Genomic DNA, 25,170 nt, shown 5'->3' on the forward strand with positions numbered 1-25,170 from the left:
GCTTGGTCTTCACACCTGAGAACCGATCGCAAACCGAGCGGGTTCCTTGAGCACCTTCGCCGCCGCATCCAAGTCCGCGAGCCGCGCCGCCAACGTGGCCACGGCGAGCCGGCGCGGCAAGGCTTCGCTGAACTTCAGCCCGGCCAGTGCCCGCTCGTCGACATCTGGCAAGCACAATCGTTCGGCTGCGTCAGCGGTGGCAGCCTGCCAAATCTCCCTGGTGAGATCGGACCGGAGGCGGACGGAAACGTCGTCGAACCGTTGCTTTTCGTCGACCAGCTCCCCCAGTGTTGCCGCGAGGGTCGCGTTGGCGCGGAATCCCGCCCACGTCCACCACCGCACGTCGAGGCCTTGGCGGCTGATCACCGTGCCACCTGGGTGCACGACGTCGAGCCGCCTCTCACGCAGCTCCGCCATCACCCGCGCCGCCCGCTGGGTCAACTTCACCGGCGGATCCTCTCCCAGCAGGACATCGCGCGCGGCACGGGACAGGTCGAACCCCACACCGCCGATGCCGGGTGTCATCCAGCGCGCACGACCTCCCGCCTCGGCGGGCTCCACGAAACAACGGCGGCGCTTCCAGTCGGTCCAGGTCACCTTCCAGCTGCGGCCACCCAGCAGCAGAAGGCGGGGACCGTCGACCTTTTCGGTGAGCAACGCCGGGTCCGTCCGGCCGATCTCGCGGCGCCCTTCGAACACGGTGAACTGCGGTGGAGCGGTGAATACCGCGGTCATGCCCATGAAGTGCTGCCTGCCGAACCGGCGCTCAGCCTCCAGGCCGATGAACAACAGCTCACCGTCCTGGTCGACGAAGCCCTGAGCGAGGAGGTGCCGCTTGATCGGCTCGGCACTGCGGTCGAACGGAGCGAGTCCGTTCCACGCCTCGCTCCACAGCCTGCTGCCGACCGAGGGCTCCTGCAGGCACAACGCGAGGATCTGCTGCGCAACGATGTGACGCGGTTCGGGCGGCGCGTGCACCGGCTCGACGAACCCGCGGCTCCACAGCAAGACCAGTGCGTATGCCCACAGCAGGGAATCCTTGTTCAGGGCGAGGAAGAGACAGTTCCTCGAGCTCCCCGATCGGCGACCGGTGCGGCCTAGCCGCTGCAGGAAGGACGCCACTGTGGACGGTGCGTTGATCTGGATGACCCGGTCGAGATCACCGACGTCGATGCCGAGTTCCAAGGTGGATGTCGACACGATGACGCAGTCCCGCGCTTCGGCGAACGCCTGCTCGGCTTGTCTGCGTTCGTCCAATGACAAGGATGCGTGCGACAGGTACGTCGTCACGCCGCGCTCCCGCAAAGCAGCACCGATCTCCTCGACCAGCTGCCGGGAATCGCAGAACACCAGCCGTTTCTCGCCCCGGTGCAAGGCCGCGATCACCGTCGCCGCGTTGTGCACCGACCCGACGTAGTCGATCTCGAGCTCGCCGGGCGGAATCGCCCCGAGGGCCGGCTTGACGTCGGGGGCGACCACCCTGCCCTCACGCGTTCCGTGACTCGCCCCCTGGAGCCAGGTCACCAGCTCCCGCGGGTTGCCCACGGTCGCTGACAGCCCGATCCGCTGGATGGGCGAGCCGGTGATCCGCGTGAGACGTTCGAGCACGGCGAGCAGGTGCCACCCCCGGTCGTCACCGGCGAACGCGTGCACCTCGTCGACCACGATCGCGCGCACACCGGCGAAGAACCGCGCGTGGTCGACGTTGACGCTGACCAGCATCGCTTCCAGCGACTCCGGCGTGGTGAGCAGCAGGTCGGGTGGGTCGCGCAGCACCGCCCGGCGAGCGCCGGCCGTGACGTCCCCGTGCCAGATCGCCACGCGCCGGCCGAGCCACGCGGCGTAGGTCTCCAGCCGCGGCAGCAGGTTGTTCAGCAACGCTTTGAGCGGGCACACGTACAACACCGACAGCCCAGTCCAACGGTGCTCTTCCATCGCGCTCAGCAACGGAAAGCACGCCGCTTCGGTCTTGCCGCCCGCGGTCGGGGCCAGCAGCACCGCGTCGTGCCCCTCGAGGACCGGCTCGATGGCCTGCTCCTGCAGCGGTCGCAGCGAGCGCCAGCCCAGGGTGTTGACGATGTGGTGCACCAGCGCGGGATGCAGCCGCGCCAGGGCCTGCGTCACGGGATGTCCAGCTCGACGTCGTCGGCGCTCGCGGCGGCGTTGCGCTCGGACTCGGTCAGCTCCGTCCCCGACACGGTCAAGGCGTAGTGCGCCCGAGGATCGAAGTCCTCGAACTCGTCGACGCGGTCCAGCACGTCCGCCACCAGCTTGCGCAGGTACAGTCGTGGCGCGACACCCACCTTGCCGCCGAGCTGCCCGGTCAGCGCCGAGGCCAAGTCCCGCAGGTAGCCGTCGTCGACCACGGCCCCGATGCGCTCGGGGTGGCGTGCCACGCTCGCGTGCAGGTCTCGCGCCCGTTGCCCCAGCTCGACGAGCCGGTCGAGATCGAAGCCGAGAAGACGCAGCTGCACGGCGCGCGGCGAGTCGAACCGGGCGTCGGTGCCGAAGTCGGTGGCAAGTCGTTGGGCCAGTGGCGGTAGCCGCTGCACACCCTGCTGCCCGTCGAAGAACGCCGGAGTCCCCGTCATCACGAGGAAGAGTCCAGGGAAGCGGCCGGCGTCGATCTCGTCGAGCAGCTGCCGAAGCGCGTTGAGGCCCTTTTCGCGCACATCGCCGCGCACCCGCTGCAGCGTCTCGGTCTCGTCCAGCACGATGAGCAACCCGGGGTGGCCGCAGTCGCGCAGCACGGTAAGCAGCCCTTGCAGGAATCCGAGCGCGCCGAAGTGGTCGAGGTCGCCTCGCACCCCGGCCGCCCGGCGGGCCGAGGCCGCCACCGACTTCTGCCCGCCGAGCCAGGCGATGAGCGCCTCGGCGGTGGCGTGGTCGCCGGCTGTCACGGCGTGCTGGTAACCGCGCAGGGCGGCGGCGAATGCGGGAGTCGTGCGCGCCACATCGGCGAGGCGCTGCTCCATCAGCCGCTCCACCTCGGCCGAAAGCACCTTCTCGTCGTCCTCGGCGACCTCGCCGGTCTCCATGACCTGCTCTTCGAGGGTGTAGAGCCAGGAGTCGACGACCGCGCGCAGCGCGCTGGGCTGATGGGTGGCTGTGGTCAGCCGCTCGGTGAGGCGCCGGTAGACCGTCTCCAGCCGGTGCAGCGGCGTCTCGGTCTCCGAAATCTGGATCTCTGCGGTCGCCAGACCACGTCTTTTCGCACGCTCAGCCAGCCATCTGGTGAAGAAGGTCTTCCCCGAGCCGTACTCACCGCGCACGGCGTGGAACGCGGCCCCGCCGCGGGCCACGGTGTCCAGGTCCTCGTCCATGGCGGCGGCGAAGCGGTCCAGACCGACAGCGAGCAGGTCGAGGCCCGAGCGCGGCACCGTGCCGCGCCGCAGGGCGTCGACCGCCTCGCGCCGGCGCACCTCACTCGCCTGACCGGTCGTCACACTCGAACTCCGAACTGCGCTTGAAGCATCTCGCGATCGAGCTTGACATTACGGTCCCCGTCACGCAGTGACAACACAGGGTAGCCGTCGACGTTCAGCAGCCGCTGTAGGGTGGCGGCGAAGAACTCGGGACGACGCGCCGCTCGACCCGCACGCTCCGCAACAGCACTGAGTGAGAGGGACCCGTCGGCGTCGAACAAGGCGTCGATCACCGTCGCCACGATCTGCTTGTCCGGAGCCTTGGGCACGAACGCGCGCTGCGCCGCGTAGACGTCGGTGGCGACGACCCGCGCACCGATCGATTCGACGGGCTCCTCCACGGAGAACAGCGACATCGCCGGTTCCGGTTCTGCCTTGCGCCTGCCCGGTCCGCGGACGGGGGCGGTGGGCTCGGGCAGCGAGGCGCGCTGCTGCTCCCACCAGGCAGGGATCACGGCCTCCGGCGAGAGCACGTGCCATCCGGCCGGGAGGAGCTCGTCGGACGGCAGCAGCACCAGTACGGGCACGACCATTTCAGCCAGCGATGCGCCCCCGTGGTAGCCGGACTTCCGGGAGGTGTAGCGGACGTCCTCGCGCCATGGAACGGTGACCCGTCCACCGCCGAGCAGCACCCGGGGACCGGCGAGCTCAACCTCTCCGTCGCCTGGTGCGCCGGCGCGCCACCGCGCCGACTCGACGCCCGCGGCCTTCAGCGGTTTGTCGGTGGCCGACCGCTCCAGCACGTGACCGTGGTCGGCGACGAGCAACACTGGCCGCCCGTACCCGCGCGCCGCGTCGAGCAGCTCGGGCAGATAGGTGATCTCGTGCATCGACCAACCCGTGCGCTCGCCCTCCTTGCCGTGGTCCAGTGCGTCATCGATGGTGTTGAGCACGACGCCGACGACGTCTTCGCCGGCGAGGGCGTCGACCAGCGCATCGGCGAGCCGGTGACCAGCCTGGCCCGCGAGGTCGTTCTTGTGGAAGAGCGCCGCGCCGCGCCGGTGCTTGCGCCAGTACGCGGTGAAGCCGCCCCGTTCCGCGGCTTGATCACCGACGTTGAGCGTGCCGGCGAGCAGGCTCGCACGTGCCGCGCGGGTCACCGACGGGATCACCGTCACCGCGGCGAGGCGTTCTCCCTGCCGCGGTGAGGCTTCCCGCCACCCGCGGGCGGCGGCTTGCTCACCGAACTCGGTGGCGACCGCCGTGCTCATGCCGTCGAGAACGACGATCAGCGGCGCACGGCGGCCCGCGACCGGCCGGGCGATCGCGTCGAGGACGTCCTCGACGAGCAGGCAACCGCCGGGGTCGTTGCTGGAAGCTCGCGGCACCCAGCTCGCCAGCCGCGTGGCGAACTGCTCGTCCAGCCGGTCACGCCGGTCGCGTGCAGCCTGGTACAGCGCCCGGTACGCCTGGCTGACGGCGGGGTTGCCGCCGGCGTCACCGACCCACAGCGTCGTCAGTGCTCGATCCACCCAGGCCCACTCCGCGATCTGGTTCCGCACCGCCGTCGCGACGGAGGTGACGTCCGGAAGCGGCGAGGCGAGCCAGCGATGGATCCGCACCGCCATTTCCGCCGCTCGCAGGCGTTCGGGGTACAACCGCGCCAGCGCGTGGTTGCGGACATCGTCGAGCACGCGCTCGACGGCGCCGATACCGCCCTTGGCGGGCGGGCGTGACAGGGCAGAGGCGAGCGCGCGCAGCGCGCTCGCGAGGCTGGACGGCAGGAACCGGCTGTCCCGGAGCGCCTCGGTGAGGTTCACGGTTGCGGCGAGCTGATCGGCGCGCTCCGCGACGGCGGTTACCCGCTCCCGTGCCACCGCAGCGAGCAGCCCGCCCGACTCGGCCTCGCTGATCCAGCGCTCGATCGTTCCCCCGACGGCGTCGGTGAACGCGCGCAGCACCTGCGGCTGGACCCCCGCCAGCAGGCCGCCGAAGGCGAGCGCGTCCTCCGGGGAAGCGTTCGGGCGCGTGACGACCGTTCCGACCAAGCCCAGCGGCATCGCGTCGGCTGCTCGCCCATCCGCTGCGAGGCGGAGGATGATGCGAGCAACCTCGCCGACGGTTCCGGCCAGCCAGTCGGCCACGCCGGCGCGCTCCTGCTCCGAGAGCCGGGCGAACCGGTCCGGCCCGGTCGGCTCCAGCGACCAGGTGAGCAGGGCCCCAGGATCGAGCGCCCCTTCGGGAAGCGTGCCGCCGCCGAGCCTGGCACCGATCAGCGCGCGCATCGCCGCATCGCGGGTGAGCACCGAGCCGTTGCGTGGCCATCCACCCGGCGGTTCGGCGTCCAGCAAGGCGTCGATCAGCCACGGTTCGGTGCGGATCCGCGGGTCGAGGTCCGTCGCGCCGAACCGCTGCGCCACGATCCGGGCCCGATCGACGGTCTGCGTGGACCGGCCGAGTGCGTAGCCGCGGACGTTCCAGCCGAGCTGGGCGTCGTCCACGCTGGTCGTCACCACGAGCAGGTCGTCTCCATCACGCTCGGCCTGGTGCCGCTGCCAGGCCTCGACGAGTCCGAGAACGGAGTGCTGGTCGGTGACGTGCACGCGCCTGCGATCCCCGGCGACGCCGACGGTGAATTCGCTGCTCCCCTCCTCGTACCGGCCGTAGATCAGCACGAGGCGGCGCTGCTTGGCCTTGGGCAGCCAGTCCGCGAGCAGCGTTTCGATCATCCGCCGGTTCAGGTGCGGCGGCGCAGCGGTCACGACTGGTCCTCACCCACGATGTGCCAGTCCAGGACAATTTCCACGCCGGGATGGCCTTTGGCGTACTCCCGGATCTCCGCCGACAGGTCGCTCAGGATGTTCGTCAACTCCTGCTCAACAACGCTGGTGGCGATGCGACGCCTGGAGGGCGCGGGCCGGCGTCCCACCGGTTCGCCGACTCGCGACTCGACCGGGGGTGCCTCCGGCGTCGAGCTCAGCTGCCCCGAGGCCCGAGTGGGCGTGGGTGGTGTCGGGGGTGCGGTGGGCGCCGATGTGGCAGCGAGTCTCGCCGCCTCCTCGACCAGCGCCACGGCTGCGCGGCGAACACCGCCGAGCACCGGGACGAGCGAGCGCGTGAACTCGTCGACGCTCGCAGCATCGCGGATGTCCTCCAGCAGCCGCCGCGCCTTGACCCCGACCGCGTCCTCCCGCTCGACGAATCGCCGCACCGACTCGACGAGGCTCCAGTCGACCCGGTCCAGGGCGTCGAGTACCTGCGGCGCCGTCGCGATCGCGTTGCCCAGCACCTGATCGCTCACGTCGTAACGAGCGGCTGCGAGTTCACGCACGACCGCGGTGGCCTCACGGGTGGCCGACAGCCGGGCAAGCAGCGTGGCGGCGTCGCGCGCGACCGCGACGCGGGCAGCGGAGGCGGATACTCCCAGCTCGTCGGCTCGCGCCTCCAGCGAGCGGCGCAGGTTGTTGACCGCCCCCTCCAGCGTCGCCACCTGCTCACGCACGTCGGAGGCGAGCCGGTTGACGTTGCGCGCGAACAGCAGGTCGGGCACGTTCACCCCGAACAGGGCCGCCGCTCGGCTGCGCGCCGTGGCGAACTCGTCTGCCCCGGGAAGCTCCTGCGCGCGCAGCGCGTGGCCCGGGCCGATCTTGTCCAGTTCCGGGGGCTCCCGAAGGGGTGAGCCGTGCATCACCCACGCGCGGTCGGCCAGGAGCGAGTAGGTCGCGATGATCAGGTTGCTGACCGGTTTGTCCAGCCCGGTGTAGCCGAGTTCCTCGATCCAGGAGCGGATGTCCTCGGCCGTGTAGTCGCCGCTGGCGCCGTGCTGCCCGGCCGCCTGCTCGATCCGGCGCCGCCACTCGGCGGAGACGTTGAGCGGGCCGTCGGAGACCTCGCCCAGCTCCAACGGGTGCACGATTCGCTTGACCAGCGCCAGGTGCGCACGGTCGACCACGACGCGGCGCTGTCCGTCCTCCATCGCGCGCGTGATCCAGCCCAGTACGGTCCGCAGCTCGCCGAGGGTGACGGGCTTGCGGTTGCCGGTGGGGTCGAAGTTCGGGTGCTTCGGGTACAGGGCGGCGAACAGGCCGTCGGCGAGTGTGAGCGCGTTCTGCTCGAAGCCAGCCCCGGCCGCTAGCCGTGGGGTATGACCGGGGAACAGCGACAGCACGTGGCCTTCGTCGCCGACCTGTGCGCCGATGGTCGCCTCATCGCCTCGAGAGATGCCGTAAACCTGGTGCAAACCAGCCGTGAGCTGGGACTCCAGCGTGTCGGCTTGGGCCTGCAGCTGGTGGCGCACCTTGACCCGGTTGTCGGCCGACATCTCACCGGCGTAGTCGTCGAGGCGGTTGCGGTCGAGCAGGTACTGGATCTTGAGCAAGCGGCCGAGCTGGTTGGTCTTCTGCCGAGACAGGAAGTGCGGCAGCCAGACGACGGTGGCCGCCTCCAACCCTTCGCGGCGCAGCCGGGTGACTCGTCCGGAGTCGTCGCTCGGCGCGTGCCCCAGCTGGTCGAAGGGGTAGTCGAGGATGATGCGGATGCGGCCCGGCACGCTCGGCGTGAACTGCAGGTCCGGCAGGTCGTGGCTGTCGCGTACGTTGGCGAAGACGAACTCGACGGTGCGGCGCGTGCCCTTCCACACGACCTCGCGTTCGCACACGAACTCCTCGGTGTCGCGGATCCCGAGCTGCTTCCACAATTGCCGCTTGGTCCAGATGCGGCGCGCGCCGACCGAGTCCTGTTCGCCGACAGCATCCAGCAGTGGCTCGATGTCCAGATCGGACAGCTGCAGCCGGAACACCGGATCCTCGTCGCCTTCGGCGCGCAGCTCACCGAACTCCGCCGCCAGCTCGCGCATCCGGCTGACCACCATGGCGCCGGGAGCCACGGTGCGCGAGCGGATCGAGCCGTGGTTCAGCGCCGCCAACCTGGTCCCGGTCAACCGCGCCAGCGCGGGCACGTTGGGCGCCAGGGATGCGAGCAGCAGCGTCTTGACGAAACGGTCGTCCGCGACGAACCGCGGGTCGCTTTCGCTGCCGTACTTCTCCAGCAGGTACGCGCGGACCCGAGCGTGGAAGCGGTGCGCGGTCTCGGACTCCTCGCGCAGGCGGTCGGTGAAGGCGTCGCCGGTGCCGTCCCCGAGGACGTCCCAGAGGTCGCCGAGCGGGATCAGCTCGCCGAGCTTCATGTCGGCGCGGCGCCGGTACAGCATCTCCTGCAGCAGCTTGAGCCCGGTGCGCTCGCGTTGCAGCGCCCCGGACAGCGCCACGAGGACGTTGAGCAGCGCCGGGGAGAGCGGGTAGACGTCGCGGAAGTCCTTCCAATCGGCTCCGGTGGCGCCGTTGGCGTCCAGCAACACGTCACGAACGGTGGAGTTGGTGGACTCGATCGCGGTGAAAGCGTTCTCCAGCACCGCGCCCGCCTCGGGGGTCTTCGGCTTGAGGACGCGCTCCTTGATGATCGCCGGCAGGTTGCGGTCTTCCAGGGAGACGATGTCGAACCGCTCGGCCAGGTACTGCACCTGCGCCTCCAGGTTCTTCACGTCCGCGCCGGTGACGTCCTCGCCGACGAGCTTGGACAGGTCCCGCTGCCTGGAAATGAAGGACACGATCGGCAGTGCTCGATCGGCATCGCCAGACTCGATGAGCTTGACGAGCTTGCTGACCTGCGTGTTGACGAACTCCTGGTCTGCCATGTGCGCCTGCAGCCACAGGATCAGCTCGTCGAGGAAGAGGATCAGCCCGTCGTACCCGAGGTCCCGGGCGTGACGGCTGATCACCGAAAGGCCGTTCTCCAACGGGATGAACGCCTCGGCGTCGCCGGTAGCGCCGCGGACGTAGGAGGACATGGGGCCGGACAGCAGTGCGGAGACCAGCGCGTCACGCACCGGGTCGCCCGCGGGGGCGCTGAACGCGCGGTCGAGCTCACCGGTGGTCCAGGTGCTGACGCTGGTTCCTTCAATGACGTCCAGGTCGTCGAGATCGTCGCCGGCGGCGGGCGCGGCGCTGCCCAACCATTCCGCGAACTTCGCGTCGTCGGCGAGGAACTTCCGCTGCCGCGCAGCGTCCGCGAGCATCGCATCAGCGCGGTAGACCGGCGGGGTGGGTCGGCCGGGGTGCTCGTGGCGGACGGTGTTCACGTAGCCGCCGAGGATCGCGGAGTCGATGTCGGTGGCGCCGACCAGGTGGTAGGGCACCATGAGGAACTTCTTGCCGCGCAACCAGTCGTCGTGCTCCGCGACGACCGGCTGCAATCCGGGCTTGGCGCGGGCGACCGGGTCGTTGTTGAGCACGGCGTGCAGCACCGTGAGGAAGTGGCTCTTACCGGAGCCGAACGAGCCGTGCAGGTAGGCGGCGTGCGAGGTGCCGTCCCGCACGGCGGCCCGCACGATCGACAGCGCCTTGCTGAACGCCTGCCGGAGCTGGTCCGTCACCACGTACTCGGCGACGCGGGCGTCGGTCTCGACGAACCCCTTGGTCAGGTCGATCTTGAAGTCGCCCGCGTGGACCGATTCCGGGATGTCGAGGACGTCCCGGAGATACGTTTCCGCTCCGCTCACTGCTGATCATCCTTCGTGCTGCTACGGCGGCCGCGCCGCGGCGTGACGGGCCGCCACGCGGTCAGGTCGTGCGTCGAGAGCTGGTGCGTGGTCAGCTCCTTGTCGAGGAACGCCTGGTACTCCTCGGCCGGCACGCCGCCCCACTCTGCGTCGTAGTCGCCGTGCCATTGCTTGACCCAAGGCATCACCTCGGCGAGCCCGGCGAACAAGGGGGTGAGCCGATCACGCCCCCACCCGGCGTCGTGGGTTCGGTCGTTGATCAGATTGACCAACGCCTGCGCCTGGTCCTTGTGGTCCCAGCCGGCCCAGCCGAGCAGCAGCGTCGGGTCGGCGTCCGGGCTGGCGCCGGGATAGGAGATGAACCGTTCCTTCGGTACGTCGAGCTTGCCGCGCTGCGACCAGTAGCTGGTCTTGCGGAAGTCGGCGGAGGTGTACTTCGGCGGCACCGGGATGTTGAGCCGTTCGCCGGTGCGGTCTTCCTCGCGCTGCTGCTCCCAGACGTGCTCCCACTGGGCGCGTTTGCGCAGCCCGGAGTCCTTGTAGCGCATCGCGGCCAGGAACGGCACGTGCTCGTCGGCGATGACCCGCTCCAGCACCTGGGCCAACGTCAGGTCGCGCTTGCCGAGGTGATCGGTCGCGTAGAGCTGCGCGACCGAGTGCATGTCCTTGTCGTCGCGGAAGGCGTCGGCGAGCTGGCTGACCGTCAGCACCCGCGGCTGCTCGAATCCGTCACGCAGGCCGTACCACAGGTCGCGCCGCTCGCACCGGTCCAGCAGCCACGTTTCCAGCGCCTCGGCTTCCTTCTTCTCCCACGGCTGGGTAGCCCACCGCCGCTTGCACTCCGGCCGCTCGATCAGCGCGATGTCGCGACGCTGCTCGATGATGTCGATCCGCACCTGCACGATCCGCCGGTACCAGTCCGGCCAGTGGGCTGGGATCTCGGTGATGGGGTTTGAGCCGTGCCGTTCGAACCAGGAGGTCTCGAGCTCCCCGGCTGCGGCCTTGCGTGCCAGCACGATCTCGAAGGCTCGCTCGCCGAGGCGAACCTCGGGGACGCTGTCTCGGTCGGGGGCGGCGACTCGCGCGAGATCGGCGTCGGTCAGCAGGCCGTACAGGCCGTAGGTGTGCCAGTCGAGCTCTTCCTGCAGCGCGATCATCCTGCTGCGCACGTGCTCGTACTCAGCGCGCGTCGCGTCGAGCCGCGCCCGTGAGGGGACCTCGTTGTCGCACAACGCCCCCGGTTCGAGTGTCGCGAGCTGCTGGGCGAGAGAATCCAGGGCACGCCCGAACTCGAGCGGCAGCTCGCGGGGCAGGGGGAACTCCTGCAGCTTGGTGCCGGTGAACTCGTAGAAGTCCTCCCACGGCACGGCAGTGGTGCGCGCTCCTCTGCTGTCAACGCTGTTGCCCTTATTGTGGCTCACCTGCTTGAGCCAGAAGCACGCCGTCGACGAGTTCAGCACCCCCAGCAGCGCCAGGTGATCGTCCTCACTCGCCCCCTCCGGCAACTTGATCACCGGCGCATGTCGATTGAAGGCAAATTTGTTCGAGGCAAGAACGAATTGATTATGTGTCGCGACCGACGCAAAGCAAATGAGTCGGCGTGAGCGATACCTAGATGGTATCCAACGGTACCACCCCCACCAGGGTTCTCCCGACTCCATTCGACTTATACCACCGAACCCGGTAAGTGCATGAAGGACACGACGAAACCTCCATAGATGCCGACCCCAAGTCGCACCCATGTCTAGCGGAAGGAGTTCTAGGTCGAACCCATAAGGGGTCACGGCGATCTCATCACTTGCCACTCGCCAATCGCGCAGGTATTCCCCGGTTACCAGCGTTCTCGAGAGTTCAGGCGCAGCAACATACCGCGCCCCCCAGGACCTAGGGAGGAAAAATGGATCATCAAGACCTGGAAAACTTGCAAAACCGATATTGCCGTCGATAAAACTTGACAGCACGCCACTTCGATGCCGGTTTATCACACCGAGAACATCAGATGCTCCGCCGCCACTCAAACTCCACGGGTACTTCCCGAGCCGCTGTCGTGCTATGTCCTCGACCGAAACCCACTCCGACTCACTGCCCAGGTTGTTGACCTGCCCCAAAATCGCACACCAGACCAGCCCCTGCGCTGGCACCTCCGGCTGTGTGGGTTCGCCGCGCACGCCAAGCACCGCGCGGATCGCGTCGTTCTCCCGTCCGATGTGGTTTCGTCCGATAAGGATAACAGTTGGTGTTCCGTGCCCAGGAATGTAGGCACCCGAAGTGTCGATCACGTGGGTGAGCGAGACCCGCTGCGCGAAGAAGTCCTCGATCAGCTTCTTGCCGAACTCGCGCTTCATGAACGAGTTCGCGGTGATCTGCCCGACGAAACCAGCGCGACGGTCAGACCCGCTCGTCCGAACCGCCAGGTCGAACAATCGCTGCGCGAACGGTACCGAAAGCGCATACTTGCCCGAGCAGACCTTGTCGTAGACCTTCCGGTAGTTCTCGTTCTCCTGCTTGTCCTTCACGGTGATGTACGGCGGGTTGCCGACGACCACGTGGTAAGAGCCCACCCCCAGCAGGTCGCAGAAATCGATGAACTCATTGACGTCCTCAGTGCGATAGGTGTGCCGCTCCCCCGATGCGAACAGATCCAACTCGATCTGCTGCCAGTTCACGCCTCGCCCGTGCATCAGCGAGTCGCCGACCGCGACGTTGATCGGGAACGTCGGCGCAGCCGCCAGGCGTTTCTCACCAGCGGCACGCAGCGCCGCAACCAACAACCGGAACCGCGCGATGGACACGGCGTACGGGTTCTTGTCGCACCCGTGCACGGACTCCAGCGAGCGCCGGATCAGCTCCCAGTCGTCGGTCCCCGGCCCGGCGGCCCGCCACTTGTCGAGCAGCCGGTGGAAGATGCCCAGCAGGAAGTGGCCGGAACCGCAGGCCGGGTCGATGGTGCGCAGTCCCTTGAGGCCGAACTCCTCGATGGCAGGCTCCAGCGTCAGGTCGAGGATGAATTCCTCCACGAACACCGGGGTCTGCAGCAGTGCATAGGTCTTGCGGGCGTGGTCGGAAAGGTCCTGGTAGAGGTCACCGAGGAAGCGGGTGTCCCACTCGGGGTCGGTGAAGTCGTAGCGGATGTTGCCCTCACCGTCGCGGCGGCGCCAGAACTGCAGCAGCGCGGTAGCCGCTTCGAACGACGGCGTGATCTCCCACAGCGCGTTGTGCCGCTTGTCGAAGAGGCCGGCGGCCGTGGGGTGGGTCTTGGCGAGGTGGGTGAACGCCTCGATCAGCCAATCCCGGTCGTTGCGCTGCGGGAACTCCCGGAAGTACGCCTCGTGGCGTTCCTCGGCGTCCGCCAGCCGCTCCCCCGGACCAGCGATGAACGGCCATTCGATCAGCCCGTTGTCCTCGCAGAACCGCACGAACACCGTGCCCAGCACCCACGCGGCGGCCACCTGGGTGACCCGGTCGTCGCGCCACGACTCGTAGGTCGCCGCCGTTCGGTTCTTCTCCCGGGCGTCGTCGTACTCCGCCCGCAGTGCGGTGGCGAACTCGGGCACCTCGTCGCTGCGCTCGCGCAGGTCGTCCTCCAGGATCAGGACCTGGCGCTGCAGGTCCTTCACCAACTGCTTGTGGTCCATCAAGCGCACTGCTGTCGTCACCGTTCGTCCTTGCCGTTCGCTCACGCTGCACCGTCCGCGGCGGCGCGCAGCTCGTCGAGGAACACGCGGTCGAGCACCACGCGTTCGCTGTCGGTCAGCACCTCGACGATCCTTCCGTCCAGTTGAGGGGTGTCCAGCGCCGAGTCCGCCGGGCACAGCAGCCACATGCCGTGCGGCGCGTCGTCGGGCCTGCGGGCCGCGTTCTGCAACCCGGTCAGCATTGCGCGGCCGCCTTCGTCGAAGTAGCGAGCCATGAGGCTCGCGTGGTGCAGGAACAGCACGACCCCGGCGTCCGCCGCCAGCTCGTCGAGCCGCGTGCGCACCCGCTCCCACGTCGTCCGCACGTAAGACGCCAGCCCCGGCGACATGACGCCGGTCTCACCGAACCGGGCATCGAGCTTGCCCACCTTCGCCCAGTCCTGCCCACGCTCGGCAACGAGAGCCCGGAACGCCGACAGGAACTCACGGTCGACGTCGACCGGCCGCACCGGGTAGTGGGCAGCGATGCCCTCCGCCGCCCCGGGTAGGAGCACACCGCGCAGCGTGAGAGCGAGGAAACCGCCGTGCTCGACCGCCGCGCTGAGCTTCCTCGTCAGGACGTCTCGGGGGTCGACGTCCGCCGCGCGCCACTGGCCGTGCCCGCTCAACGCCGTCGACGACGACGTTGAGAAACGCGACAGCTCGGGCGGCGGCGGCCGGAACGTCTTCGACTCCGTGTCGTACTCCAGGGGAAAGCCCGCCGCGCGCAGGGCGTCCTCGAGTTCGACGTGGGTGAGCCGCTCGTCCACCACGAGCGCGGGGAACCGGGCCCGGACTTTTGCGAGCAACTCGGGCTGCGTGATGCCGCGGTCGCGACGGACTCCGGCGGCCGCCTGCGAGATCCGCAGGGCCCGCACCAGGTCGAGTTCGCGAGGGTAGAGCTCCAGCCGCGGGGACGCCGCCGCCTCCTCCGACATCACCGAAGCCAGCTCGACGAGACGCGTGTCCGCCAGTGGCGAGAGACCCTCCGGCGCGGACACGGCCCGCAGCTCGCGCACGACGACCCCTCGCCCCGGCAGCGGCTCGGTTCTCACGAGCTCGTCGGCGCGCACACCCAGTGCGAGGGCGTAGTCGGCCATCTCCGGTGCGCTTGGGTCGTGCGAACCGGGCAGCGACTCCAGCGCGATCAACACCCGCTTCCCCCGGCGGAGCACCGCGAGCCGCGGGCCGGCGTCCTCGGTGTCGTCGGTGTGCAAACCGGCCCAGACCTCGGCTTCCACCGCCGCCCGCACCACGGCGAGTGCACGGGCCGTTGTCCGGTCGGCGTCGTCCTCGCCCGCACCGTGCCGGGCGCGCAACGCGGCAGCCAGCTCATGGACGGTGACGACCCGGCCCGCCTCGGCGACCGCGTCGACGAGCTCGTTACGCACTACGGTGAGCCACGGCTCGCCCGCCCACTCCTTCGCGGCGGCGGTGAGGTGGCGCGAGACTGACGCCTGGGTGATCCCGAGGCGGTTCGCGACTTCGACCTGCGCCGCCCACGGCTCCAGGGGCGCCTCACCGCCGGGAAGACCGAGGGTCAACCGGATGACGTCGGCCTTGCTCGACCCCCGGCGCGTCTGCGGCGGAACGAGCAGCGCAGCCAGGTCCTCGATGGTCAGCTGGCCTTCGCCGCCCCGGGATCCGGCTGCCGATTCCGCCGCCTGCAGCAGCTCCTTGGACCACTGCTTGTGCCGGCGGTTGAGCTCCTTCCGCACCACCGCCCCCGCACCGCGCGCCTTCGCGATGAGGTGCAGCGGCACGTCGAGGAGCTGGGCGACGGTGGTGGCACCGAACCCTTGCGCCACGGACACCGCGCGCGGTGTCAGACCAGCTGCCTCGAGCGGCGTGTCGAGGGTGGCCGCCGCGGCGTGCGCGTCACGGGTGGCCTCCAGCGACTCGGCCGCCATCCCGACCGTGGCCTGGGTGGTGATCGGCGCGGCGGTATCGGCGGCGAGGAACACCGAGCGCCAATGGTCCTCCATCTGGCGGTAGGTGTCGAAGCGCCGGTCGACCTCGCGGTGGAAAGCGCGCAGGAAGAAATCGGTGAGGCCCTCCCGCAGGGCGGGGTCGAACAGGTCCGAGGCGATCGTCGGGGTCTCGTCGGTGGTGGTGCGGGGGTCAGTCATGCCGTCGCCCCACACCGGACGTTGCCCGGAGGCCATCTCGTGAAGGGTCACCGCTGCCGCGTACCGCTCGGCGTGGTCGTCGAAGACCGGGCGGCGGGCCGAGCCGAGGAACGGGTCAAGGTAACCCCGGGTGCCCGCAGTGGTGTCCCGGTCCGACACGTCGGCCAGCGAGAAGTCGAACAGCATCAGCTGGGTCGAGCGATCCGCCCGCCGGTATACCCCGAAGTTGTCGGGTTTGAGGTCGCGGTGGCGCACCCCCTTTCCCGCGAGGTGGTCGAGTGCGGTGAACAGGTCCTTGCCGTAGCGCTCCAACTGGTGGTAGGTGAGCTTGCCCTCGGCGCGCAGGAGCGCACCGAGCGTGGAGCCGGTGGTGTCCTCTCCCCCGGCGAACTCGAGGTCCAGCACGGTGCGCCCAGCGAGCTCACGTGGCCCGTCCAGCAGCCGGACGACCACACCGCCACCGACCTGCTCGAGCGCACGGGCCTCGGCGCGCAGTCGGTCGGCCTTGTCGCTGTCCAGGGCGATCTTGAAAACGCGCCGCTCGACGTGCGGCTTGCCGTCCTCGTCTTCCTCGGTGCGGGTGACGAGGAGGGCGCGGGCCGTCGCGCCGGTGCCGAGGATGCGTTCGACCACCCAATCGCCGTCGACGACTTGCCCCGGCGACGCGCTGAGCGGGTCCACGTGCGGCGCGGCGTCCTCGTCGGGAAGGCTGTCGCGTTCGACCGCGTCCAGGCGCGTGAGGAACGCCTCGGCCGAGTCGAGCCGATCGGCGACGTCGGCGCGGGTCGCGTCGAAGATGAGGGCGTCGAGCGCGTCGGAGATGCCGTCGGAGACGGCGTACGGGTGCAGCCCCTTGTCGGTGGCCAGTCGCTCGATCAGTCCGCTGCGTTGAGCGGCCGGGGCCTGGCCGGTGGTGATCAGGTAAGCCGTCGCGCCGAGGCCGAATACGTCGAGGTCCACCGGGTCCGCAAACGGCGTGTCGGACTCCGGGGCCAGGTACACCTCAGCGGCGTTGGAGACGTGTTCACCGGGCAGGGAGGTGTTGCCGATGGAGGAGAAGCCGGTGGTGTCGAAATCACGCGCCGCGGCCTGCCAGTCGATGATGCGCATGACCGGACTGGAGCCGTCTTCCTTCGCGGACACGTAGATCGAGCGTGCGGCCAGCGCACGGTGGTAGAGCGAGCGACTGTGCGCGTAACGGACGGCCTCGGCGAGCTGGCGCACCATGTCGAGGCGGACCTCGGGGCCGAGGCGCTCGCCGTGCACCGCGAGGTACGAATCCAATCGGAGGTCGCCCGCGCGGTGGTGGAACAGGATCGCCGGGCCGCCCTGGTGTTCCCGGATCTGAACCGCCTGGGCGATGCCGCGGTGGGTGATGCCCTGGAGGACCTGGTACTCGCGACGCGCCGCGCGTTCGACCGACTGACGTCGCTCCTCAGTCGCCTGCTGCGCCGTGAGGTAGATCCGCACCCGGCCCTCTTCGCGGACGATCCCCTTCCGTTCGGCGAGGCGGTCCTCCCACGTCGGGCCCGCGTCCAGCAGGTCGGAGCTCAGGGTCCAGTCGTCGCCGAAGCGCAAGTGGGCGATCGACGCGCGGATGCCGATCGTCTCCAGCAGTTTCGGCAGGACGTGCCGGGAGAACTCCGGCGTGATGCGCTGCCACTCCCGCTGCGGCGGGCGGGACAGCAGGTCCCGCCACAGCCACGGCAGCCCCTCGGACGCGTCGTCCCGCCCGTAGACGCGGGTGCTCTGCACCTCGTCGAGCGCCGAGCGCAGGCCCGGGGCGGAGAGGAAGACCGCCGGCTCGATGCGTGGCAACCGCTGGCTGATGTGCAGTTGCTTAGCGGCCCACTCCAGCCTGCTCTTGAGGTCCTTGCACTTCATGTCGGTCAGGTGCAGCGGGTTGCGCAGGGTCAGCACCCGCTTGGAGTCCTCCTGGAAGAACCTCCACGTCTCGCCGTTGTTGACCACGCGGCCGGGGTGCCCCTTGAGTTCGACCAGGTAAAGGCCGCCCGGGACGGCGATGAGCAGGTCGCACTCGTTGACGCGGCCGGACGCAGCCGTGAAGGAGAAGGTCGCCCAGGCGCGGTAGGGCTCCGCTTTGGGCATCAGCCGGTGTACGTGCTCGAGCCCGTCCTGCTCCCACGGGTACTCCGACGGCCGCTCCTGGAACCAGCGCTTCGGCTGAGGCGGGGGTGCCGGTTTCGGTGCCGATGTTGCGCCGCCCGCCAACGCGGCCACCCCTTCCTGCTGATCAACTGCTCACCGGCGATCGTAGTTGCGCACGCCCTGCTGGCGCGGCACCCCACGGTGCCGAGCAGCCGGCTGGCCCAACTTGCTACTCGTCGTTGTCACCCTCAGTGACGTTACGGCATCCCCGAAGCTGCAGTCGAATGGTTACCCATTCGACTACGTGGGGTTCGTGTACGAGGCGTCACCGCGGAGTCGATCTCCAGTTCTCAGCATCTGGACCCGGCCAAATCTCGACGAAACGCTGTGCCAGCCACGTCCCGTGCTCCTCGATGGCTCGCTCGTCCCAGCTCTCCCGCTCGGCGAGCCGTTGGTTCAGCAGCAACACGCTGTGCTGGTTGAGCTGACCACGCTTCTTCGACCAAGGGGCGTTCGACAGGGCAGCGTTCAGCGGATGCGCGACGATCGTCAGGTTTCCGAGCCGGTGGAGTGCGTTCGCACGCTTTTCCGCCTGCTGGTCGAGGTCCGCACCCACAACGGGCCAGTGCGTCTCCCACTCCTGCGGCAACAGGTGTTCCAGCGACAGCCCGTTCCCGACGAACGCGTTCTCCTCCGACTTCGACGTCCGCAAGGAAGCCTCGACGGCCGCCAGTGCCATGACCAGCCGCCGCTGCGCAACCACACCGTAGACGTCCCGGGTGGTCAGGAGCTCGACGAACTCCTCGTCCGAAGGCCAGCGGCTCACCGCACCCTCACCGCCGACGAGCGCCGCGTGGAGTGCTTCGTCGGCGTGCGTGAGGTCGGCCTTCATCCTCGTTACGAGGCGAGCGACGATGCGGTTGTAGTTCTTCGACGTCCACCGCACGAGGACGCGACGCGCGAGCCAGGACTCCAGCATCGCGAGCGCCCGCCGACGTCGCTCCCCGCTCACCTCCGTAGAGCGGAACAACAGCAGCACGATCGGTAGCACGGTACCCGCGTCCAGGGGTCCCAAGCGCGCGAAGAAGCGGCCTTCCGGAGTCCCCGGCTCGAACCTGTCGAAGGACCGCATGACCGCCGCATCTCGACAGAGCTCCCGGATCAGGGCCTCCGCGTCGGCGTGCTCCGTGAGAAGACCTTGCCGGAAGGTGGTGAACAACTCGGTCGCCGGTATGACCCGCTCCAGCCGCATGGTCAGCCAGTGCATCAGGAAGAGCTCGCCGGCCGGGCGGAAGAGGCGGCCCTGCCGGCGGTTCTGCCGCCAGTACTCGTCGTCGAGCTGCGGCTGCCAGACCTGCTCGTAGAGGGCGTCGGTGTTCCGCCCCTGGGCCGAGGCCTGCCGGAAGACCGAGTTCTTGACCAGGTCCAGCGACAGCAGCGGAGTACCCCGCGCGTTGAGGGTCTCGAAGATCACCTGGGCGTTGTCGCCCTGCTCCAGGGTGATCGAGACGACCTTGAGCAGATCGCACAGCGTGATCCGCAGGCGTTCCGCGCGGATCTCGACCGGCTCCGGCGCGACCGCGTCCTCGCCGTCGTCTGCGCCGCCCGCTCCCGTCAGGTACTCACCGGCCCGTGCGACGAAGTAGTCGAAGGCTTCGTCGATCAGGTTCGAGCTGTCGTTGACGTGGTCCGGTGGCGGCCCCTCCTCGCGCATGACACCGGCGAAGGACTCCCTGTTCGCGTTCGTGGGCCAGACCTTGAGCCGCTCGTCGTCCTTGACCTCCAGCGGATCGTTCTCGACGAGCCTGCGGAGGAGCTTGGCATCCCGGTCTGCACCTGAAGCAGCCGCCGCCTGCGCCACAGCGGCGATGAGGAGCTGCAGCGTGGTCAGCCGTTGCTGGCCGTCGATGACGGTGAACCGCGGGATCCGGCCGGGAGCGGTCTTCTCCTGGTCGAGCACGATCGCGCCGAGGAAGTGGGACCACAGTCCGCTCTCTCCGGCGTTCTCCTGGTGCTGCAGGAGTGCCACGAGGTCCTCCCAGAGCGGCGCCCACTGCTGCTCCTCGTTCCAGACGTAGGGACGCTGGTAGAGCGGGATCTGGTACCGCACGTCCCGCTCGAAGAGCTGCTTGACGGTGTGCGTGTCCGGCTTCATCCCTTACCTACTCTTCCAAGTCACTCGGTGGTACCAGGAGCGTCACTCCGCGCCAGCTCGACCAGCCCCGAGAGGCGGTGCCGGACGTTCCCCGTGAGGCGTTTGAGCCCCAGGTGCTCCAGCACCGATCGGAACAACATCTCCTCGTCCGCCCAGCCCTGCTGTCGGGCGATGCCAGCCATGAGAGCGGCCAGCTCCCGGGGCGGGACGTCGTCGAGGTCCCTGGGGCCGAGCCGCCGCAGGCGCACCAATGGCTGCCCAGGCAGGCGGTACGTGAGGGGGCGGACCCCCGACTGGTCGAGGGGGTTGTCCACTTCGAGCACGCCTTGCCGAACCGCAGCGGTGACCGCGGAGTTGAGGGCTCGGGCGAGCTGGGGTCCGACGCGGCGCCCCCCGGACCGGTGGACGTAGACCGTGTGGATCCGCTCGCCCAGCACCGGCCCTTCGACGGCGACGATCTCCTCGATGCCGTTGATCAGCTCGGACCTCGAGGCGTCCGACACCGGCACCAGATCTCCCGTGTAGCTCACGTACGGCGCCAGCGGGCCTTCACCTGCCAGGTCCTGGATCTGATCGTCACGCCCCTCGGCATTCGCCGGCTGCGGATCTACCTCGCGTTCGACCCGCACATCCCGCAGGGGCGTCACTCGTGCATCAACGGTGGACGGCAGTTCCTCGACGGTTTCGGATGCGGCGGTCTCGACGGCTGCTGGGTCCTCCACTGGCTGCTGGAAGCCCGACGGGTGAATCCCCTCGTTGAGCAGCATCTCCCATAAACCGTTCAGGGCAGCCGCGGGGTCCACGTCGAACGCCGACCCGGGGATGCGGAAGAAGCGCCAGCCGCACCGCTCCAGGTCGCGTTGCCGAGCGAGGTCGCGCTCGTACGCGTCCGGTCCGTGCCACTCGTCGCCGTCGCATTCGACCGCGAGCCGTCCCCGTCCACCCACGACCACCAGGTCGATCCGGTAGCCCAGCGCCTCATACTGGGGCAAGACCGTGTACCCGCGGTCGACGATCCTGTTGTACACGCGCTGCTCGAACAAGGAGTCGAACGGCTCGATCCGCCGATCCTCTGGCACAAGGCGACCGGACGTACCGTCCTCGTCCTCCTGCCCGCGCAGGATCACGCCGTAGCTGTAGTCGAGGAGCTGGAACCGCATGCACTCCTGGTTCGCCAGCTCGTCGGGGCGGATCGAGTGGAACACCCACACTTGATCCTTGGCCCGGGAGACAGCAACGTTGTAGCGCTGCACGTACTGCTCCTGCGTCAACGCGGCCAGGCGCTTGCCCGGCGTGGGCGCGGCCACCATCGACAGGAAAACCACGTCACGTTCGGACCCCTGGAAGTCGGCGGCATCTCCGCAGCGAAGGTCACGCGCCCGCCATTCTTCCTTCGAGAGCCGGCCGAGCAGCAGTGTCTGGATGTACTTGGCCTGCGCCGGACCGAGCAGCGAGATGACGCCGAAACTCTTACCGTCGTACGCGGGATCGCTGATGCACTTCTCGATCTGGTCGACGATCGCTTCGGCCTCGACCGGGTTGCGCTTGTTGGTCGTCCCCCGCTCGTACCCGTCGGCGAGGTACACGGCCTTGACCGGGTCCAACCGGTCGGCGCCGTACTGCCGGACCGGGACGAGGCGAACGCCATCGGGCTCGTAGGCGATCCGGTTGGAGAAGCCGATGATCTCGGGCACGCATCGCCGGTGTTCGGTCAGTGTGATCAGGCTGCCGTACCGCATCTTGGCCTCGTCGAAGAGGCTGCGCTTGGGGTCGTGCCACGAATCGCGGTAACGGTCGTCAGCGAGGTACTGACGCGCGAGATCACGCAGCTGCTGCTGGTCGACCCCGACCGCGGACGGCGACACCTGCTTGTCGTCACCGATTACCACCACCTTCGGAGCGAGGTACTGCAGGAACACCGCTTCAGTGCCGGCCTGCGACGCCTCGTCGACCACGACGACGTCGAACATGTCCGGCCGAACGCGCAGCTGTTCAGCGATCCGGTAGATCGGCATGATCCAGACCGGCACCGACGGCCGGCAGCGGTCCATCGCCTTCCGGATCTCGGCTCGGCGTTGATTCCGGTAGATCCCGGTGTTCTTGCCCGCTCGCTGCACCAGTTGGGCGTATTGGGTCAGGTCGGCTCGGGCAGTCCCGTTCAACCGTTCCGGGGAAGCCGCGAAGTTCCAGGCTCGCCGAGCAGCGATCGACTCCACCTGCCCGCGGATCCCCCTCTCGATCTCCCCGATTCGCGTCTGCAGTGAGTTGACGTCGATCGACTCCTGATCAGTCACCCACGTGCGCGTCGCGGCCCAGCGCCAGGCGTCGTCGAAGCACGCGAGCCGCACCTGCCACCGTTCGTCCTCCGGGCACTCGGAGATGGCGCTATGCAGGCCAGGGGCGGCGACACGCAGCCGATCAGCCAGCTCGTCGCGACGCTGGGTGAGCTCTCGGACCCGCCACAGCCGTTCCAGCCGTCGATGCGCGAACGCGTACGATTCGCGATCCCGCAGTTTGACTGCGCCGAGTAGTTCCGCGACGCACGGTGCCGCGTCACTCCACTGCGCGGTATCGGCGACCAGCCCTTCGAGGCCCGCCAGCGGCGCGGTTGCCGTGACCTTGGCGTCCGCCGCCGTGGCCGCATCCGTCAACCGCGCGTACTCCCGGACGCCGTCTAGGTCGTTCCAGTCCGGCGCCGGCAGGTTCAGTTCACGCAGCCGGAGCTCCTCCGCACCGAGCTCGTGTCCGAGCAACAGCACCCTGTGCAGTTGCTCGAGCTCCGTGACGTGCCACTGGAGCCGTTCCTGCAGCGTGTCCTCGGACGGGATGGCAACGTTCGAGGGCCAGGCCCGGTCGAGCGCGGAAAGCGCTTTCGACGCCTCCACCCACGCTGCGAACAGGTTCAACTGGGCTTCGGACGTGGGCGGTAGCCCGTCGACACGAACCGACTCGAACAACGGCTGCGCCTGCTTGAGCACCTTCGGCGAGAAGGCACCGATCTTCGGGCTCCCGTCCGGCAGGGTCTTGATCACCCCTCCACCGGCGAGGAACCGCGAAACCTCGCCGGCCAACGCCACGAGTGGGGCGGGGTCGCCCCGCAACTCGACGGAGGTCAACGGGTTCAACCGCGCCGTCCAAGCGGCGCACTGTTCAACGAGGGACCGGATGGTCTCCGCTCTGGTCCGCCATTGCCCCGCTCGTCCGGAACGGACGTCCCGCAGCGCATCGTTCATCCACTGCTCCCGCCGGCCGGACAGGCGATCCGCCTCATCAGCGAGCTGGTGCAGTCTCCCCTGCAGCTGTCTGCGTTGCTCGGGCCGCAACAGCAGCACAGCGTCGAACGCAGCGTGATCCCTGAGCGAGGCGTGCCGCTCTTCCTCGTCAACCGCGCCGCGCTCGGCGTTGACCAGGAGGGCGAACCCGTCGGGGTCCGGCACTGATCCGAGGTTGACCAATCGCAAACGCGACTCCGCCTCGTCGGCCTGGAGCTGGCCGTCGAGCAGGTACCCACGCCATTCGGCGAGTGCGTGACCGGTGAGGGGCGCCGGCTCGTCGGTGCCGACTTGAACCGAGTCGGTGAGCCAACCGAACCGCTCGGATTCGGCGTGCAGCTGCCTGGCAATCGCCGACAAAGTCCCCCGGTAACCGCGGTGGTCGAGCTGCCGGACCTCGCGCTCCCGGGCCATCATGAGCCGGCTGTGCAGGACAGCCCGCTCGCGGCGCAACTGATCGATCTTGTCCAGGTGGAACCGGATCGCGTCGGCGTTCTCCTCGGCGTCGTGGTCCACTGCGGCGGCTGCGATCTCCTGGACCGCCAGCTTCAAGTCCGCCATGTCTTCACGCGCCGCGCCGACCACCGCCACCGCCAAGGGCTTGACGGCCTCCGGCAACTTGTCGCGCACCTCGCGCAGCGCTCGATCGGTGTGCGCCGTTACCAGCACGCGCTTCCCCTGTGCGAGGAGATGCGAAATGAGGGCCGCCGCCGTGTGGGTCTTGCCGGTTCCCGGCGGCCCTTGTACGAGCGTCTGGGCCTGGGCGTCGACCTTGCGGATGACAGCCAGCTGCTTGTCGTTCACCGGCATCGGCAGGAACGGCTCGTCGTCGACCGCGACGATCGCACCCTCTCCCGTCGGGCCGTGAGCTGTCGGTTTGCGGTCGGGATCGAGCAGCGGCACCAAGCCCTCGGGAACCTCCTCGGCTTCCCCGAGCTGGTGGAGGATCGCGTCGAAGATCTCGATCAGGCCGTTTTCGGTGCGCCGACGGAGGATGAGAGCCGGGGCCAGGGTCGCGACCGCGTGGGATCCGGGCGCTACCACCTCGTCCTGGTCGCGGTACTCACCGTCGGGATCCAAGCTGTGCACCAGGCGCTTGACGAGCTCGCCGACGACCTCGCGATCGAGCGGGCTCCCTTCGAACACCTTGACGTCCTCGCGCACCTCGTTGACCTTGTCGGGTGCCGTGATGAGGCCCGGGTCTACCATGTCCAGTTCCAACCGGAGCGACTCGGACGCCTCGACCCGCCGCACTTCGAGCGTTCCCGTCCGGTCGTCGAACTCCACGGATGCGGAGCTCGTCAGGACGTGACGCTGGACCGGTCGCCACTCGTCGGGTACCCAGCTCAAGCAGCCGACGCCGATGATCAGCTCGAACTCTTCGGGGCTTTCGGCGGCGTTGATGTACGTCGAATACAGGTCGCTGTACAGCTGGCGAACCGGTGCGTCCACCCGTTCCTTCCCGGCCCACTCCTCCCAACCACCCAGCCACAGGCGGAACTGCTCCTCGATCCCGGGGCACTCGTCGAGCTGCAGGACCCTCGGCTCGCCGTCCTCGTCACCCTCCCGAACCTGCTGACGCAACGCGGGCGGTTTCGACGGGTCGTCGAGCGGCGACGTCAACCACCGGGCGAGTTCACCCGGCGGCTCCGGCGGATCGACCTTCGGCACCCGTTCCACGACGATCACCGGATCGTCGAGGTCCCCGTGCCCGGTGTTCTCGACCCGCACCGCCGGGTGCTGCGGCAGCTCCGAGAACCAGAACAGCGCACCCTCGCGCTGGTACGACTCGACCGATCGAACTGGGTTCGCCTTGAGCCGCTGTGCACCACGGAGGAACTCGAACAACCGCCGTGCGCGGTCGACCAACGACGTACCCATCCCACCCCACCCGGAGATCACTCGATGTC

The 25,170-nt window shown here is 68.9% G+C and carries 8 protein-coding genes; all 8 read right to left on the minus strand.

The window, feature by feature from the left end; translation table 11 throughout:
• Positions 1-9: 9 nt before the first annotated feature.
• Positions 10-2,124 carry a DEAD/DEAH box helicase gene (locus tag AMYTH_RS0110470; RefSeq protein WP_027930279.1) on the minus strand — a complete coding sequence of 705 codons (2,115 nt, stop codon included), beginning with the start codon at positions 2,122-2,124 and terminating at the stop codon, positions 10-12.
• The gene (gene brxD, locus AMYTH_RS0110475; RefSeq protein WP_027930280.1) at positions 2,121-3,446 is read right to left on the minus strand and encodes a BREX system ATP-binding protein BrxD; all 1,326 of its coding nucleotides are present in this window, start codon (positions 3,444-3,446) and stop codon (positions 2,121-2,123) included. The genes AMYTH_RS0110470 and brxD overlap by 4 nt, the downstream gene beginning before the upstream one ends.
• The gene (pglZ, locus tag AMYTH_RS0110480) at positions 3,443-6,127 is read right to left on the minus strand and encodes a BREX-2 system phosphatase PglZ (protein ID WP_323807229.1); all 2,685 of its coding nucleotides are present in this window, start codon (positions 6,125-6,127) and stop codon (positions 3,443-3,445) included. The genes brxD and pglZ overlap by 4 nt, the downstream gene beginning before the upstream one ends.
• A complete protein-coding gene (locus tag AMYTH_RS0110485; protein WP_027930282.1) occupies positions 6,124-9,921 on the minus strand; it encodes a hypothetical protein in 3,798 nt (1,265 codons plus the stop codon). Before AMYTH_RS0110485 ends, pglZ begins: the two co-directional genes overlap by 4 nt.
• Complete coding sequence (pglX, locus tag AMYTH_RS0110490; protein ID WP_051363051.1) at positions 9,918-13,556, minus strand: BREX-2 system adenine-specific DNA-methyltransferase PglX; 3,639 nt, start codon at positions 13,554-13,556, stop codon at positions 9,918-9,920. The genes AMYTH_RS0110485 and pglX overlap by 4 nt, the downstream gene beginning before the upstream one ends.
• 41 nt (positions 13,557-13,597) lie before the next feature.
• The gene (gene pglW / locus AMYTH_RS0110495; protein WP_228684695.1) at positions 13,598-17,965 is read right to left on the minus strand and encodes a BREX system serine/threonine kinase PglW; all 4,368 of its coding nucleotides are present in this window, start codon (positions 17,963-17,965) and stop codon (positions 13,598-13,600) included.
• 193 nt (positions 17,966-18,158) lie between these two features.
• Positions 18,159-19,988, minus strand: coding sequence for a DUF262 domain-containing protein (locus AMYTH_RS0110500; protein WP_027930285.1), 1,830 nt, complete (start codon positions 19,986-19,988; stop codon positions 18,159-18,161).
• Positions 19,989-20,008: 20 nt separating this feature from the next.
• Positions 20,009-25,108, minus strand: coding sequence for an AAA domain-containing protein (locus tag AMYTH_RS0110505; protein ID WP_228684697.1), 5,100 nt, complete (start codon positions 25,106-25,108; stop codon positions 20,009-20,011).
• Between the last annotated feature and the right edge of the window lie 62 nt (positions 25,109-25,170).

The organism is Amycolatopsis thermoflava N1165 (genome assembly GCF_000473265.1).
Taxonomy (GTDB): domain Bacteria; phylum Actinomycetota; class Actinomycetes; order Mycobacteriales; family Pseudonocardiaceae; genus Amycolatopsis_E; species Amycolatopsis_E thermoflava.